The organism is Nocardiopsis terrae (assembly GCF_014651695.1).
Classification (GTDB): domain Bacteria; phylum Actinomycetota; class Actinomycetes; order Streptosporangiales; family Streptosporangiaceae; genus Nocardiopsis; species Nocardiopsis terrae.
Genome location: NZ_BMXJ01000007.1, coordinates 186,727 through 201,463 on the forward strand (window position 1 = coordinate 186,727; position 14,737 = coordinate 201,463).

15 protein-coding genes are annotated in these 14,737 nt (G+C 70.7%); 9 read left to right on the top strand and 6 right to left on the bottom strand.

The features are described 5' to 3' along the window. Nucleotides 1-2 precede the first annotated feature (2 nt). Complete coding sequence (locus IE195_RS20755; protein ID WP_191274129.1) at nucleotides 3-773, top strand: hypothetical protein; 771 nt, start codon at nucleotides 3-5, stop codon at nucleotides 771-773. Nucleotides 774-808: 35 nt separating this feature from the next. On the opposite strand, the gene IE195_RS20760 is transcribed toward IE195_RS20755, so the two are convergent. Continuing rightward, a complete protein-coding gene (locus IE195_RS20760) occupies nucleotides 809-1,360 on the bottom strand; it encodes a thymidine kinase (RefSeq protein WP_191274131.1) in 552 nt (183 codons plus the stop codon). Nucleotides 1,361-2,019: 659 nt separating this feature from the next. Here IE195_RS20760 and IE195_RS20765 point away from each other — a divergent pair. Further along, a complete protein-coding gene (locus tag IE195_RS20765) occupies nucleotides 2,020-2,802 on the top strand; it encodes an ion transporter (protein WP_229826348.1) in 783 nt (260 codons plus the stop codon). Nucleotides 2,803-2,940: 138 nt separating this feature from the next. On the opposite strand, the gene IE195_RS20770 is transcribed toward IE195_RS20765, so the two are convergent. Beyond that, a complete protein-coding gene (locus IE195_RS20770; RefSeq protein WP_191274133.1) occupies nucleotides 2,941-3,207 on the bottom strand; it encodes a GntR family transcriptional regulator in 267 nt (88 codons plus the stop codon). 173 nt (nucleotides 3,208-3,380) lie between these two features. On the opposite strand from IE195_RS20770, the gene IE195_RS20775 reads away from it, so the two are divergent. The 3 genes from IE195_RS20775 (at nucleotide 3,381) to IE195_RS20785 (ending at nucleotide 4,748) form a co-directional block, all read left to right on the top strand. Then, nucleotides 3,381-3,569, top strand: a complete 189-nt coding sequence (locus IE195_RS20775; protein WP_191274135.1) for a hypothetical protein — start codon at nucleotides 3,381-3,383, stop codon at nucleotides 3,567-3,569. Beyond that, entirely contained in the window at nucleotides 3,566-4,102 is a 537-nt protein-coding gene (locus IE195_RS20780) for a hypothetical protein (protein WP_225942536.1), read from the top strand. The genes IE195_RS20775 and IE195_RS20780 overlap by 4 nt, the downstream gene beginning before the upstream one ends. A gap of 328 nt (nucleotides 4,103-4,430) precedes the next feature. Then, nucleotides 4,431-4,748 carry a DUF535 family protein gene (locus IE195_RS20785; protein WP_191274139.1) on the top strand — a complete coding sequence of 106 codons (318 nt, stop codon included), beginning with the start codon at nucleotides 4,431-4,433 and terminating at the stop codon, nucleotides 4,746-4,748. 127 nt (nucleotides 4,749-4,875) lie between these two features. Here IE195_RS20785 and IE195_RS26540 read toward each other — a convergent pair whose 3' ends face one another. The 4 genes from IE195_RS26540 to IE195_RS20805 all read right to left on the bottom strand — a co-directional run bounded on the left by IE195_RS26540 (nucleotide 4,876) and on the right by IE195_RS20805 (nucleotide 10,912). Then, nucleotides 4,876-7,245, bottom strand: coding sequence for a tetratricopeptide repeat protein (locus IE195_RS26540; protein ID WP_264081839.1), 2,370 nt, complete (start codon nucleotides 7,243-7,245; stop codon nucleotides 4,876-4,878). A gap of 162 nt (nucleotides 7,246-7,407) precedes the next feature. Then, on the bottom strand, nucleotides 7,408-8,334 hold the full coding sequence (locus tag IE195_RS20795) for a VanZ family protein (protein WP_191274143.1): 927 nt from the start codon (nucleotides 8,332-8,334) through the stop codon (nucleotides 7,408-7,410). A 213-nt stretch (nucleotides 8,335-8,547) separates the two neighbouring features. Next, on the bottom strand, nucleotides 8,548-9,591 hold the full coding sequence (locus IE195_RS20800; protein ID WP_191274145.1) for a hypothetical protein: 1,044 nt from the start codon (nucleotides 9,589-9,591) through the stop codon (nucleotides 8,548-8,550). 136 nt (nucleotides 9,592-9,727) lie between these two features. Beyond that, nucleotides 9,728-10,912, bottom strand: coding sequence for a DUF695 domain-containing protein (locus IE195_RS20805; RefSeq protein WP_191274147.1), 1,185 nt, complete (start codon nucleotides 10,910-10,912; stop codon nucleotides 9,728-9,730). A gap of 124 nt (nucleotides 10,913-11,036) precedes the next feature. Between IE195_RS20805 and mnmA the strand changes: the two genes are divergently transcribed. The 4 genes from mnmA to IE195_RS20825 all read left to right on the top strand — a co-directional run bounded on the left by mnmA (nucleotide 11,037) and on the right by IE195_RS20825 (nucleotide 14,705). Beyond that, on the top strand, nucleotides 11,037-12,158 hold the full coding sequence (mnmA, locus tag IE195_RS20810; RefSeq protein WP_225942535.1) for a tRNA 2-thiouridine(34) synthase MnmA: 1,122 nt from the start codon (nucleotides 11,037-11,039) through the stop codon (nucleotides 12,156-12,158). A 115-nt stretch (nucleotides 12,159-12,273) separates the two neighbouring features. Continuing rightward, nucleotides 12,274-12,867, top strand: coding sequence for a DedA family protein (locus IE195_RS20815; protein ID WP_225942534.1), 594 nt, complete (start codon nucleotides 12,274-12,276; stop codon nucleotides 12,865-12,867). Nucleotides 12,868-12,876: 9 nt separating this feature from the next. Further along, entirely contained in the window at nucleotides 12,877-13,527 is a 651-nt protein-coding gene (locus IE195_RS20820; RefSeq protein WP_191274149.1) for an HAD-IA family hydrolase, read from the top strand. A 68-nt stretch (nucleotides 13,528-13,595) separates the two neighbouring features. Further along, complete coding sequence (locus IE195_RS20825) at nucleotides 13,596-14,705, top strand: methionine synthase (RefSeq protein WP_191274152.1); 1,110 nt, start codon at nucleotides 13,596-13,598, stop codon at nucleotides 14,703-14,705. The last annotated feature ends 32 nt before the right edge of the window (nucleotides 14,706-14,737 follow it).

Genomic DNA, 14,737 nt, shown 5'->3' on the forward strand with positions numbered 1-14,737 from the left:
CCGTGGCAGACACGAGAGAAGCAGACCCGGAGCGCAGGGCACCAGCGAAGAAGGGTCTGCATGGCTGGAAGGCCGCAGGCGCGGTTTTCGGTTGCGGGACGCTCGCCGCCTTCGGTGTTTTCGGTGCCATTGTCGGAATTCTTAGTTTGTTCTTAAATACTTTGTCCTCAGGTGTTGGCTCATCGGCATCTGGTGGTGATGTCTCTGTTGAACAAACTGGGGAGCCGATTGTCGAACTTGAGCCGGGCGAGTTGAATCTGTGTGAGCAGGATGTCCAGTACTCGCATGATCAGGCTGATCCTGGATATGTGAGTGAGAACTTTGATGATCCTGCTCTTGACGGTAATGAAGACGATCGGGTGGTTTCGGATCAGTGCGATTGGGAAATAACTCCCAAAGGGGATAATCTCTTCGATCCCTGGTATTTTTTGTATTCTTATGAAGCTGTAGTGAGTAGTTCCGGGGGTGCATCTCAGGAGGAAGTCGCTTCACTTCGCTATGATGAGCTCGTTGGCGAACTCGCGGGTGAAGTAAATGACCTGCGGGAGTCTGGGGAGGTGGGCCTTGGTGATCGCTCATATTTCCACTATGGAATGAGTGGATCCGAGGATTACGTGTACTACCTGATTGGTCAAACTCGGAGTACCGTTTATGTGATTCACTTCGAGGCGCCGTCTGAGAACGGAGAAGTGGATTCGACCTGGTTTACAAATGAAGCTCGGGTTGTGGCGGCGAAAGTGGAGCCCGCGCTTCAGGTTCTAGTTCCGGAGTGATTTTTGGCGAGGTTGGCATCTCCCGTTTATCACCTCTAAGCCACGCCTGCCATGAAGTGGTGGCGGCACAGAGTCGTGTATGACTCGTTGCCCCCGATGTGCACCTGCTCGCCCTTGTAGATCATGACCCCGTCGACCACGCGGGCGTTGTGCGTGGCCCGGTTCCCGCACCAGCAGCGCGCGTAGACCGGCAGAATCTCTATCCTGTCGGCCAGCTCGACCAGCCTCTTCGACCCCGGGAACAGCTGTCCCTGGAAGTCGGTCAGGATCCCGTAGCAGTACACGTCGATGCCCATGCCGTCGACAACCCCCGCCAACTGCCCCACCTGCTTGTACGACAGGAACTGGGCCTCGTCGCAGATGACGTAGGGGGCCTTGCGGTCGGCGATGTCGTCGTACAGGTCCAGGGCGTCTCCGACCTCCATCGCGGGGGAGGTCAGACCCAGGCGGGACGAGATGATCCCCGAGCCCGCACGGTCCTGTTTCGTGTACAGGACGCCCTCGCCGCCGCGTGAGTGGTGTTCCTGGAGGGCCATCGTGCTCTTGCCCGAGTTCATCGAACCGGTGAAGTACTTCAACTCCGCCATGACTCTTCCTCGGTCGTCATCGGTCGCGGGCGGGGGCGGCCCTCGGGGGAACTCTCGGGGAGCTACCGGGAGCCGCTGAACGCGGCCGAGGCCAGCAGAGAAGATACCAGCGTGAAGGGGCTTCCCGGGCATGGGCTCCGGGGCTCAGGCACGGCCCTCCCCGGGGAACAACGGGCTGGCTCCGGGGAACGGTCGGCACTACATAGGGCTGGGCCGAAACCTGGGCTCCGGGGGCGTGTGGGAAGTCGCACGAGGAGATGCGGGTGCGGGCGATCCGCGTTCGTGGCTCCTCGGACGGGCCCGCAGGCGTGCCTTCCGTAGGCGATACCGCCAGCTCAGGCTGGATCGCCGTGGGAATCGGACACGGGCGTACCGGTGACGGCACGATGGAAATTGGCGGGGATACTGGGTCTGCCCGGAAGCCAATCACTGCGGTTTATGGCACGCTTTGGGCTGTCCAGAAATGGTTCGCTATATTTGGTCATGCCTTGTTCACATTCAGGGTGCGAACGCGAGGGAGAAGTGACGTTGCGGCGTGATCAGGCCACTCGACTGGTGGAGAGTCGCGGATTCTCCAACTCGATGCTCGTCGTGATTCTGGTCAATGCCGCCATATTGGGGTGGGCGACGTACGGGGCCCCGTGCTTCCGTATCTCGTTGTGGCCGAGCGGGTCGTGGTCGGCCTGTTCGTGGTCGAGATGGCGCTGAAGCTGTACGCCTGGCGCGGGGATTTCTGGAAGGGCGCGTGGAACTGGTTCGATTTCGCGGTGGTCGCGATTTCGCTGGTTCCGGCGACCGGGCCCTTCGCCGTGCTGCGCGTCCTACGGGTGCTCAGGATCCTGCGGGTGATCACCGCCGTCCCGCAGATGCGCCAGATCATCGGGGCGCTCTTCAAGTCGGTCCCGGGGATGGGCACGGTGATCGGGCTGCTGCTGATCGTCGTCTACGCGTCCGCGATCCTCGCGCAGCAGCTGTTCGGCGAGGACGTCCCGGAGTACTTCGGGGACCTCGGGACCTCGCTGTACACGATGTTCCTGCTGATGACCACGGAGAACTGGCCCGACGTGTCGGAGGCGGTACTGGAGCAGCACCCGTACGGCTGGCTCTTCTTCGTCCTGTACATCGTCCTGACCGCGTTCATCATCCTGAACCTGGTGATCGGTGTGATCGTCACGTCGATGGAGCGCGAGTTCAACGAGGGGCGTTGGGAGGAGGACCAGGAGTTGGAGCTGGTTCAGCACCACGCGGTCATGGAGCACCTCGTGCGACTGAGCGATCAGGTGCGCCGCCTTGAGGACCGACTCCGGGCTCAGGAGAACGGCGTTGCCCAGGGCATGGATGGCATAGCCGCTGAAGTCTCCGGCGACGGCAGCGGGCCGTGCGAGAACTCGGGGACTCGTGAGAGCGGTACGGAGGGCACAGGTGCCCGTCGAGGGGAGTAGAACCCTCGACGGGCGGTGTTCCTGCCCTCGCCAATGATTATGGGGAACCACGGTGTGGAGTGGGGCGGATTCTCGTGAATCCGCCCCGATTTTTTCGGTTGGCTGACTTCGTGCATGCCCTGAAGCGGGGCAAAAGTGTCAATCCTGCGGGAGAACGAAAACACCCCGTCCGTGAACAGCGCGTACGCGCCCGAGTTCTGCCAGATAGTTCGTGGCCTTGACGATGGTTCCGCGTGCGACCCCGAACTCCTGGCGCAGTTGGTTCAGGGAGGGGATGGCTCTCCCCGTCGGGTACCGACCGGCTTCGATGCGCGCGACGAGGATCGCTGCCAGTTGCAGCCACACGGGGTCCATGCCCTCGTCATCGATCTCGCTGTCCGCTGTGTATCCACTGGGCAAGTCCATGTATCGAGCTTGGAGGAGCGAGGTTCAAAGCTGTCATTCGGGGAAGTTTGAGGTTATCCATAGACCACTGAAGATCAGTGAGGTACAGTAAAGGATCCGTAACATGCGGAACCCCGGCGACGTGCTGGAACACGCCCCGGGGCCATGGCCGACCTGAAGCAGACAGGACGACGATGCAGATCCTACTTGCCCTCATCGCCGTGCTCGCCGTACCCGTACGGCTCGCACGCCCGACGCGGGGCCTCCACGCCTCCTCCTACGGTTACGTCTGGGGGCTCACCTCCGAGGTCCGCCGCCGTTCCCGGCGGGTGCGCCGGTACGCCCACAACCTCCCCGAGGCCGTGAGGACGTGCTGCGCATGAATGCCCACTCCCACACCCCGGACGTCCAGGTTCCGGCTACCGGAACTTCGACCACCGGCATCCCGATCGTCGGCACCCCGACCACCGGCATCCCGAACACCAGGACTCCGAACACCGACACCCCCGCCACCCGGGTGCCGAATCGGCCCCCGGTGGTCGCGGCCAGCCGCACCGACGAGCTGGTCTCGGAGATCACGGGGATCCTCAACCACCCGGGCCGGTCGGCGCACGCGACCCGCACCCTCGCGCGGGCCGACCGGCTGTTCTCCGAACTCGACCGCCGGATCAGGTCCGGTGAGCCGCTGCCCGGTGCCTGGTTGGCGGCACGACGCCCCGCACCGCCGTCCTCGCGGCGCGGCATCGCCTACGAGTACGCCACCCAGTGCTACGACTCGGTGAGCGAGGCCCTGCGGGAGGTCGGGGGAGTGGTCGTCGCCTGGCGAGCGCTCCGGGAGGCGGCCCGGGCCTGGGAACGGCTGGACCGGGCCCTCATCGAACGGTCCCCGCTCCCCGAACCGTGGCTCAGCGAGTAGTAACCGCCTTGACCGCCGCACTCACCCTCCGCGTTATGGCCGCCGACCGCGCGTCAACAGCGCCCGGTAGCACAGGTACAGGGACGGGTGCGGCGAACCACGGAGGGTGGGCGGTCCCGGCCCGGGGCCGCCCACCCGAACCGTGCCGGGCACACTCGCCGATCGCGGCCGTGAGGTCGCACACAGGCTTCGATCTCGGGTTTTCTCTGTTCCCAGCCCTGGAATCGGGATAGGAACGTCAGGGGTGCGAAGATCAGAAGGGCCCCGAACCCCAGGGGTCCCGAGAGACCGCCCGCCTGAACACCTGCCCCTGAGAGAGCGGACACTGATGAGCGCTGAGCCCGAAGAGGACGACGGCCGGACCCCCAGACAGCGAGACCGGGACCGCAAGTACCGGGACCACGTCGCCAGGCTGCAGCGCCGTGAACGGCTCGAGGGGTGCGTGACCGAGGTTCGGCGCATCTACCAGTCGCTGCGGTACCGGGCGGAACGCGGTTCGCAGGAGTGGAGCGAGTTCGACGAACTCTGGCGCCACCACAGCGAGGTGGAGAAGACCGTCTTCCTGCTGCCCGTGGCCGAACAGGAACGGATCCTGGAGGAGTACCCGAAGCTGGCCCACCAGCTCAAGGCCAAGTACGGCAGGTGAACCGCGGGGCCCTGGCCGGGGCCCTCGCACCCCGGGACGTGTGCGGGCCCCGCCCGGGCCGCCCGGGCCGTGCACGGCGAACCGTGACGACCGGCTGATTCCGAGGCCCGTCACCCCCTCCCGAGTCCTATCCCCAGGACTGGTTGAGGGCCTGGGGGCCGGTGGGTTCGTCGTTGGGATCCACCTCGTGGGAACCACCGTTCCCCCCGTTCCCACCGTTACCGCTCCCGTTCCCGTGGGCCTCGCTCTCGCGGGCGCCGCTGTCGTCCGGGGCCCGGCCGCTGGGGCGGCTCCGCGCGCGGGTCCGGAACTCCCGGCGCAGCCGCTCCAACTGCCGCAGGCTGGTGAGGGTGTCGGGGTGCCCCGGCCCCTGGATCCGGCCGCGGTCCTCCACCAGGTCCTCCAACGCGCGGACGGCGCCGCCGGTGTCGTCGGCCCGGGCCCGCCAACAGGCCAGGTTGTGTCGGCTGACCAGGGTGCTCGGATGCTCCGGGCCCAGCACGTCCTCCTGGACGGCGACCAGCTCCCGGAGCCCCGCCACCGCACCCTCCGGGTCCCCGGCGACCCCGCGCCAGTGGGCGAGGTTGTGCAGCGTGTTGAGGGTGTTCGGGTGGTCGGGGCCCAGGTGTGCGCGCTGGTCGGCGAGGAGCTCCTGGGAGGCCTGGACCGCCGCCGACAGGTCCCCCGCCTCGGCCCGGCACACCGCGAGGTTGCCGCGGGTGCTCAGGGTCTCCACCCGGTCCGCGCCCACCACGCGCTCCAGGTCCGACAGCAGGTGCCGGTACCGGATGATCGCGCCGGCGGTGTCCCCCGCCCGGGACCGCAGGTAGGCCAGCCCGTGCCGGGTACGCAGGGTGTCGAGGTGGTCCGGGCCGAGCACCCGGAGTTGGCGTTCGTACAGTTCCTCGAAGACCCGCTGGGCCTGCGACAGGTCTCCGGTCGCCCCGGTCCAGTACGCCAGGGGGTCGACGTTGACGGGGTTCCCGGACAGCCCGGGGTGTTCCGGGTGCTCGGGGTCCAGGGCGTGAGCGACCGCCTCCGCCAGCACCTCCCAGTACGTCACCGCCCACTCCACCTGCCGGGACGAGTCCAGTCCGCGGCCCGCCCGGAACAGCACCGGGTGGATGCCCTCCTCCCACAGCCAGCTCCACACCCGGACCCGGCCCGCGGTCCGCTCGCGCAGCACCGCCGTGTTCGAGCGCAGTCGGCGCCCCAGAGCCGAGTCGCGCGCGGTGTCCGGCCACACGTCCACCAGCGCGTCCGCGATGGTGCGGACCGTCTCCCGGGCGGGGCGGCTGCGCGTGTGCTCCCGGGCCGCGCGCTGGGTGAGGTGGTGGGCGCCGATCACCAGCGGGGTGTCCCGGGTGACCAGGTTCAGGCGCTCCAGGGAGGCCAGCGCCAGCCGGACCTCGTGCCTGGTCAGGGTACGCGCGGGGAAGGTGCGGCGCCCCAGGTAGTTGCGGACCGGCCGGGAGACGAGGACCTGTTCGGGGGCGGCCGCGGAGTCCAGGAGGGCGATCAGGCCCATGAGGGGGCGTGCCACCCCCTCGGGGCGGTGGGCGTCGGCGCGCTCCACCGCCAGCTCCCAGGTGGCGGCTGCGGGGGAACGGGTGGCCCAGCGGGGGAAGGAGTCGGCGAGCCCGGCCGTGCGCTCGTGGAACAGCGCCAGGTAGGCGGCGGGGGAGAGCCGCAGGTCCGCCATGTACGCGACGGCCTGGGCGAGGGCGAGGGGGAGGTGGCCCAGGTCGGCGGCGAGGGAACGGAGGTCGTCGTCGGTGTGCTCGATCTCGGCCTCCACCAGCGAGGCGTGCAGGTAACCGTGCGCCTCGGGGGCGGAGAAGCCGTGGACGGTGACCAGGCGTCGGCCGCACGGGTCGAGCGTGCCGTCGTGGCTGCGGGTGGTGACGACCGTCCGGCCGTGCCCGGTACCCGGGGGCGGCCACAGGTCCTCGACCTCCACCGGGTCGGTGAGGTCGTCCCACACCACCAGCCAGCGGCGGCCCTCGGCGTCCACGGGCTCGTGCAGCCAGGCGAGGAACTGCCCGGCGGCCAGTTCGGCGTCGTCGGGGACCCGGGCGAAGAGCTGGCGGGCGGCCTGGGCGTAGGCGAAGACCACCCCCTCGCGGGTGGCGGCGTCCGCCCAGACGAGGACCTCCGGGCGCTGGTCGGGGTCTGGGTGCTCGCGCAGGGCACGGGCGTGCTGGGCGGCGAGCTGGGTCTTGCCGACCCCGCTGTCCCCGGACAGGACCTGGTGCGCTGCGGGGGCGCCGAAACAGGAGAGGGCCTCGTCGAGGACGCCGGAGAGGGAGCGTCGCCGCAGGTGTGCTGCGGGCTCCGGGACCAGCCCCACCCTGATCGGCCAGTTCACCGGGTTTCGGCTGGTGTGGAAGTCGTCCTCCTGGGAGGGGGTGTCCGTCGGGGCCGAGTGGTCGGGTCCTGGACCGAGGGGGTTGCCGTCCGCGGTCGTGCCGTTGCCGTGTTCGTGGCCAGAGTTCAACAGCCACACCCTTCCCGGGGTCTGGGGGAGCCGCGCGCGCCCATCGCACCTACGTGTCGTATGCCCCGACCGTGTGTCGGGAACCCCGGGGGCAAAGGGGTTTCGGACGATCCAGTTCCCATCACAGAGGGGAGTCAACCCCATCGTTTGCGCTATCCCAGGTCAGTGCCGCGAGGTTGGTTCCGGGGTTGTCCGGGACCGCTGGGAATCCGTTCCCGACCCGTGCGGGGGATCGGAGGGTGCGCCCCCGGCGCCGGTCCCGGCCGCGCCTCCGGGACGGGCCACCGCCACGGCTCCGACCGCGGCCAGGGCGAACAGCGTTCCGGCCACCGACCCCGCACTGTTGACCAGCAGGTCTCCCGTGTCGGCCATCCGGTTCCACGGCAGGGCCCACTGGGCGGCCTCGACGGTCAGCGACAGCCCCGGGCCGAACAGCACCCGGGCGGTCCAGGAACCGAAGGCGAAGAAGGCGAGCACACCGACCGGGACGAACAGCAGCGTGTTCAGGGTGCGTTCCTGGAGGGCGAGGCCCCCGCTCGTGCCCCACGGGCCCTCGGCGGCCAGTCGGGCCTCGTACTCGGCGTTGCGCGTGAGCTCCTCCGTGACCACCCGCTCGGCCAGGGCGGCCTCCTCCTGCGGGGCGGGCCCGCCCTCGGCGTCGGTGACCGCCAGGTCCCCGTCCGGAGTGTCGTGCACGTACAGGCCGTCCTCGCCTCGGCCCTCCCCGGTCCGCTCGGCGAGGGGGGCCTCCTCGGGCGCGTACCAGACGGTGCGGCCGTCCTCCAGCGTCCGGCCGAACCCCGCCCGGGGGCCGGAGGGCTCACCGAACCCGGGGATGTCCCGGAAGGACAGCATCGGGTCCCAGACCACCGCGCGGTCGCCGCTCTCGGCGACCCCCGTACCGCCCACCGGTGCCGCCAGCACCGCCAGGTACACCGCGCCCGCCACCGCCAGCAGCACCCGCACCGGTCGCCGGAACCGTGCCGGGTCCGGGTGCCGCCACCAGGCCAGGGCCGCCGCGGCCGCCAGGCACAGGGCGAGAACCACGGCGATGGTCGTCGGGTTGACGTAGAACAGCACCTGCCACACGGGGCGACTCCACAGGGAGGGGACCGGTTCGCGTAGAGGCTAACGGAGCGTCGCCGCGTGAGAACGCCGTTGCGGGGCCCGGGGGTGTCCGCACCCGGTCACGCCGAGCGGTCCACGGGCACCGGGCCGGGGTGGTTGAGGGCGCTTGCCGCCGGTGCCGGTGCCGCCGGGACCGACACGCTTCGACCAGGTGTCCCGGGACCCGGAGCGGGATCAGCGCCGGAGGACGGCGTCGACCAGGGCGTCGCGCTCGCCGGGGTGTTCGGCGCGCAGGAAGCGGGCCGCGGTGAACAGCTGGTCCGGGGGGAGGGAGCCGGCGGGGTGCACGCTCGCGACGGTTCCGTCGTCGAGCCGGGCGCGAACCTCGCTCGGACCACTGCCCTCCCGGCCGTCCGGGCTCCGGTACACGGCCAGCAGGCCCTCCTCCTGCGAGCACTCCACCCCGGGGAACCCGCAGTCGTCGCTGATCCCTTCGGCGGCCCGTTCCCGGGTCCAGCTCAGCACGTGGACGGCCGCGGCCCCCTCACCGCCGTCCGGTTCCGGTTCTTCCCCCGCGTCCGTCCCGCCGGGCCCCCCGGCGTTCGGCGCCCCCTCCGCTCCGCCGTCGCGGACGTAGGTCATCCGCAGGCCGTCATGCACCTCGTGCACCCGCACCGGCACCCACCGCGGGGAGTCCAGCACGGCGATCGTGTACTCGAAGCCGTTGATCTGGGCGAGCGACCGCTGTTCGGTGAACCGGCCGCGCATGTGTTCGGACGCCAACGGCAGCACCAGCAGTGCGGCGACCGCCACCGCCACCCCCGGCAGCACCCCGGCTTGGCGACGTCCCTCGGGGCGGTTGGACAGTACGCACACGCCCAGCGCGGCGGTCGACAACAGGGCGCTCACCGCGGCGATGTTCGCCACGAGGCCGCCGGGCAGAGGGGTGAACGCGGGCGCCAGGAAACCCATCACCACGGGTGTGGCCATCGAGACCCCGACCACCAGGGAGGCGCAGGAGGCCGGACGGGTCACCCCGGCGCTCCTCAGCCAGTACCCGGAGAGGAGGAGCATCAGCAGGATGCCGCCGACCGCCACCGGTGCGACCAGCAGCGACTCGGATCCGGCCCCGCCCGTGGTCAGGGTGCTGGTCAGGTCCCAGACAGCGACGGGGAACAGTGACATCAGCGGGGCGGCCAACAGGCACAGGACGAGGATCGCGCCGACCGCGGCTACCCGGGGCCGGCCCGTGGGCGTTCGCGGGAGCACGCCGTCCATCAGACCCCAACCTCCTGAGCGGGGACGACACGTTACGCCTGTTGTCGCTTGGGCGCCAGATGCGCAAACCGGGAATCGTCCTTGACCCGGCGGCGGGGTCCCCGGCCGGGGGCGGTGAACCCCCGCGGTCACCGCACTAGAGGCCCAGTTTGCGTACGTAGGGACGGCGGGCCAGGTTGAACTGCTGCCACTTCGGGTCCATCTGGGTGCGCAGCTGCACCTTCCCCTCGGGCCAGTCCATCAGCTCGTTCTCGAACTCGGGGAGCACACCGGAGTCCGGGTCCAGGTAGTAGACGTACATCCGCTGCCCGCCCGCGGTCTGCTGCATGAACAGCGCCCCGTTCTCACCGAGGATCCCCGCCAGCCGGGCCTCCAGGTCGGACAGGGCCGCCACCGAGGTCTCCTCGGGGAGCCGGTCGGCGTCGGCGTCGGCGTAGGGCACCAGCACCTGGACGAACAGCGACAGCGCGGGCAGGTCGCGGCGGGTCACCGGGTGACGGAGCAGGATCTCCACCGGGCCCTGCAGCGGAAGCCTGCCGTGCAGGGTCACCCAGCCGTCGGTCCCGCCGAGGAGGTCGCCCATCTGCTTGGCGACGGCGGGCATGGAGGTCGGCGGGAGCGGGTCCAGCGGCCGCTCGTCCAGCGACTCCACCTTCCCGACCCAGCGCACCACCTCGTCCTCGCCGAGCGCCAGCATCGTGACGTGGTCGGCCACGCCCTGGCGGGCCTCGCCGGACAGGAACATGTTGTCGGGGTGGTAGACGCCCACCTCGATCTTGCCGGCGCCCTGGTTGACCCGCATCGACACCGACACGTGGGACAGGTCCAGCTCGTGGTCGTCCCAGCTCACCGTGTTGCCCAGCTGCTCGTGGTCGGCGGGGCGCACCGGGAGGAACCGCCACTCGGTGTCCTCGGGAGCGGACCGGAACCAGCGCTCGGACTGGATGCGCGCCTCCTCGGAGGGGCCGGGCCGCAGGGTCATCGCGTAGGCGGGCGCCTCGGTGAGCCCGGACGGGTCGTCCAGGGCGGCTAGCTGCTCCAGGAGCTTGGCCGGGTCGACGTCCGGGGACAGGTCCAACTCGTCCAGCCCGCCCTGGGGCCGGGGTGCCTGCCCCACCTCCCAGTCGAGGTCGGGGTGGATCTCCCTGACCAGGGCGGTGACCCGCTCGGACACCTCCGCGGGGGCGGGGGTCCCGGACTCGACGGAGTCGGCCAGGGCCGAGCGAACGGTGGGCCAGGCGTCCCAGAACGCGGTGACGGCGGCCGTGGATTCGGCGGAGTCGGAGGAGCCGGCGGAGCGGCGACGACGGAACAGAGCCATACCCCGATTTTCGCAGAACCGGACGACCACCGCGTCCCCCGGAGTCGGGCGCGTCCCAAAGCACACCCCCGTGCGGGCCGTGCCGTGGCCCCGCCCTCCTCCGGGCGCATAGGCTGGGGGCGTTATGACTTTGCGTGTACTGGCCGCCATGTCCGGCGGGGTCGATTCCGCGGTAGCCGCGGCCCGTGTGGCCGAGGCGGGGTACGACGTCACCGGCGTTCACCTGGCCCTCTCCAAGAACCCACAGTCCTACCGAACCGGTGCGCGGGGCTGCTGCACCGTGGAGGACTCCCACGACGCCCGCCGTGCCGCGGACGTCATCGGCATCCCCTTCTACGTGTGGGACATGTCGGAGGAGTTCGACCGCGAGGTGGTCCAGGACTTCGTCGCCGAGTACGAGGCGGGCAACACCCCCAACCCGTGCCTGCGCTGCAACGAGAAGATCAAGTTCGAGGCGGTGCTCGACCGCGCCGTCGCGCTCGGCTTCGACGCCGTGGCCACGGGACACCACGTCCGCAAGCTCGACGGGCGCCTGGTGCGCAGCGTCGACGAGGGCAAGGACCAGTCGTACGTGCTGGGCGTGCTCAACGCCGAACAGCTCGCCCACGCGATGTTCCCGCTCGGTGACTGCACCAAGGACGAGGTGCGCGCGGAGGCGGAGCGGCGCGGGCTCTCGGTGGCGGACAAGCCGGACAGCCACGACATCTGCTTCATCGCCGACGGCGACACCGCGGGGTTCCTGAACAGTCGGCTCGGCGAGAAGCCGGGTCCGATCCAGGACGAGGACGGCAACGTGGTGGGCAGCCACAAGGGGTCGCACGCGTTCACGGTCGGCCAGCGCAAGGGCCTGGGCCTGGGCGGGGCCCCGAACCCGCGCTACGTGCTCTCCATCGAACCGGTGAACAACACCGTGACGGTGGGCCCCCGCGAGTCGCTGCGGGTGGACGAGATCGTGGGGACCCGGCCGGTGTGGAGCGGCAGCGAGCCGCTCGCCGAGCCCACCGAGTGCCGCGTCCAGCTGCGGGCGCACGGCGAGGTGTACCCGGCCACGGTCGTGCAGCGCGAGGCCGAGGACGGCCCGGAGCTGCTGGTCCGGTTGGCCGAGCCCGCCAAGGGTGTGGCCGCGGGCCAGGCCGTGGTGGTCTACGACGGCGACACGGTGCTGGGCTCGGCGACCATCCGCTCGACCGCGCGTTCACGCCAGGCGGCTCCGGAGACGGCGGGTTCGCGCAGCGCTCCGGCGTGACGGTGAACCGGTCGCGGTAGGACACACCACACGCCTTTTCCGCCCCGCGCCCCTTGCCGAAGTTAGGTAAGGCAATGCAAAGTTGGGTGGTCAAGGTGTTGAAGGGGTCCGGTCCATGCCGCAGTTCGCGTTTCTCGAGGGTCAGCCCTTCTGGGTCATCTACTGCACGCTGCTCGTGGTGATCCTGCTCCGGGCCCCGGCGACCTACTGGATCGGCCGGGGGCTGGGCGCCGGTGTCACCCGCAGCCGCATGGGCGAGCGCCTCGGGCCGAAGCTGGACGCCGCCAAAGGGCGCATCGACCGCTACGGTGCGCCCGTGGTCACGCTCAGCTTCTTCACCGTGGGCATGCAGACGGCGATCAACTTCTCCGCCGGGGCCGTGCGTATGCGCTTCCCCCGGTACTTCGCCGCCGTGTTCGTCGGCGGTCTGGCCTGGGCTGGCCTGTGGGGCACGGTCATCGCCGGGCTGGTCGGAACCTGGCTGGAGCTCTTCCTCCGGTCGCCGTGGACCGCGACGGGTGTGATCGCGGCGGCCGTGCTGGCCGTCGGCGCCCTGGTGCTGCGCGCCCGGCTGGTCCACCGCTCCCGCGGGGCCGCGCCCGAAGCCGCCGCCGAGACCGCACCCGAAGCGGCGACCGCACCCGAAACCGGGCCGGCCGGCCGGACCCGCGGCACGGGCAGGATCACCGCGGAGGGCCCCAATCGCTAGCGTGGGACCATGCGCATCTCCGTAGACGCCGTCCTGTTCGACATCGACGGCACACTCGTGGACTCCACCGGCGCCGTGGAACGGACCTGGCGCCTGTGGGCCGAGGCCCACGGCACCGACCCGGACGAGATCCTGGAGGTCTCCCACGGCAGGCGCTCCGAGGACACCATCGCGATGTTCCTGCCCGACGAACAGGTGGCGGAGGCCACCGCCGAGCTGGAGGAACTCGAACTCGCCGACCTCGACGGCGTGACCGCTCTCCCCGCCGCGGCCGAACTCCTCGCCGCCCTGCCCGCCACGCGCTGGGCCGCCGTCACCTCTGGGACGCGCAGGCTCATGACCGCCCGCCTGGAGGCAGCGGGCCTGCCCGTACCCGGCGTACTCGTCACCGCCGACGACGTCACCGTCGGCAAACCCGACCCGCAGGGCTATCTCAGGGCCGCGGCCCGGCTCGGCCACGACCCGGCCCGCTGCCTGGTCGTCGAGGACGCCCCGGCGGGGATCCGGGCGGGTCTGGCCTCCGGGGCCGCCGTACTGGCCGTGGCCACCTCCCACGACCGCTTCGAACTCGAGGGGCTCGGTGCCACCGAGGTCGTCGACAACCTCACCCGGTGCTCCCTGGAGACCGGCCCCGACGGCCTGGTCCTCAGCACACCCTGACCCGGGTCCGGGGAGGGTGCCCGGGCGCGTGTCGGCCGCAGCACCGCCTCGCCCCGGTTGCTCTAACCTTGGGCAACGTGAGTCAACAGCAGCAGTCCTACCCCTGGCCCGTCGCGTCCTCCACCGGTGTCGGATCCTGGCCGGGGGAGGACCCCGACGAAGCCATGCGTACCGTCCTCGGCGAGCTCCCCGACCTGCCGCACCTACCGGAACTCCCCGGCCGCGGTGCGGGCGCCGACATGATCGGCCGTACCGCGGGCCTCCTCGTCGACCTACCCGTCGAGGTCCAGCCCACCGGTTGGCGGGTCGCGGACACCCCCGGCCGCGACCTCGCCCGCGCCGGAAGCTTCCTCTCCTACGACCTCGACGCCCTCACCGACCACGCCCACACCTACGAGGGACCGCTCAAGATCCAGCTGGCCGGCCCCTGGACCCTGGCCGCCGCGATCGAACTCCGCAACGGCCAGCGCCTGGTCTCCGACCCCGGTGCCCACCGCGACCTCGCCGAGTCCCACCTGGAGGGCGCCCTCGTGCACATCGCCGAGGTGCGCAGGCGCGTCCCCGGCGCCCGGCTCCTCGTGCAGGTCGACGAACCCTCCCTGCCGTCAGTCCTGCTCGGCTCCCTCCCCACCGCCAGCGGCCTCGGCGTCCTGCCCGCCGTGGACCGGATCCAGGTCGAGGCCGTCCTGCGCACGCTCTTCTCCGCGATCACCGCGGCCGGGGCCGTGCCCGCCGCGCACTGCTGCGCGCCCGGGGTGCCCGTCGACCTCCTGCGCCGCAGCGGGGCCCGTGCCCTGAGCATGAACGCGCTCCTGCTGGAGCGGGCCCACGACGAGATGGTGGGGGACGCCGTGGAGGACGGCGTCGGCCTCCTCCTCGGGACCGTCCCCGCCACGGACCCGCCCGCCTCGGGCACGGCCGCCGAGCCCGGTGGGTCCCCCGCAGGAACCCGTCCGCCAGGGTCCGCCCAGGCCCCCGGAATGTCGGACCCGGCGGCTATCGTCGACCCCGTACGCGAGCTCTGGAACCGGCTCGGGTTCAGCCCCGACCTGCTGTCTGCCGCGGTGGTCACCACGCCCACCTGCGGTCTGGCGGGGGCTTCGCCCCGGCACGCCAGAGCGGCACTCGAAGCCGTCCGAGCCGGGGCGAGGGTCCTGAGGGACGAGCCCCGCAGGTAGCCCCCTCCACGCCGAACCCCTCCGCAGGTCCC

Excerpts from the sequence above, each read along its gene's own strand:
- IE195_RS20760 (WP_191274131.1), bottom strand. The coding sequence starts at position 1,360 with ATGGCGGAGTTGAAGTACTTCACCGGTTCGATGAACTCGGGCAAGAGC.
- IE195_RS20770 (WP_191274133.1), bottom strand. The coding sequence starts at position 3,207 with ATGGACTTGCCCAGTGGATACACAGCGGACAGCGAGATCGATGACGAG.
- IE195_RS20775 (WP_191274135.1), top strand. The coding sequence starts at position 3,381 with ATGCAGATCCTACTTGCCCTCATCGCCGTGCTCGCCGTACCCGTACGG.
- IE195_RS20780 (WP_225942536.1), top strand. The coding sequence starts at position 3,566 with ATGAATGCCCACTCCCACACCCCGGACGTCCAGGTTCCGGCTACCGGA.
- IE195_RS20785 (WP_191274139.1), top strand. The coding sequence starts at position 4,431 with ATGAGCGCTGAGCCCGAAGAGGACGACGGCCGGACCCCCAGACAGCGA.
- IE195_RS20800 (WP_191274145.1), bottom strand. The coding sequence starts at position 9,591 with ATGGACGGCGTGCTCCCGCGAACGCCCACGGGCCGGCCCCGGGTAGCC.
- IE195_RS20805 (WP_191274147.1), bottom strand. The coding sequence starts at position 10,912 with ATGGCTCTGTTCCGTCGTCGCCGCTCCGCCGGCTCCTCCGACTCCGCC.
- mnmA (WP_225942535.1), top strand. The coding sequence starts at position 11,037 with ATGACTTTGCGTGTACTGGCCGCCATGTCCGGCGGGGTCGATTCCGCG.
- IE195_RS20815 (WP_225942534.1), top strand. The coding sequence starts at position 12,274 with ATGCCGCAGTTCGCGTTTCTCGAGGGTCAGCCCTTCTGGGTCATCTAC.
- IE195_RS20820 (WP_191274149.1), top strand. The coding sequence starts at position 12,877 with ATGCGCATCTCCGTAGACGCCGTCCTGTTCGACATCGACGGCACACTC.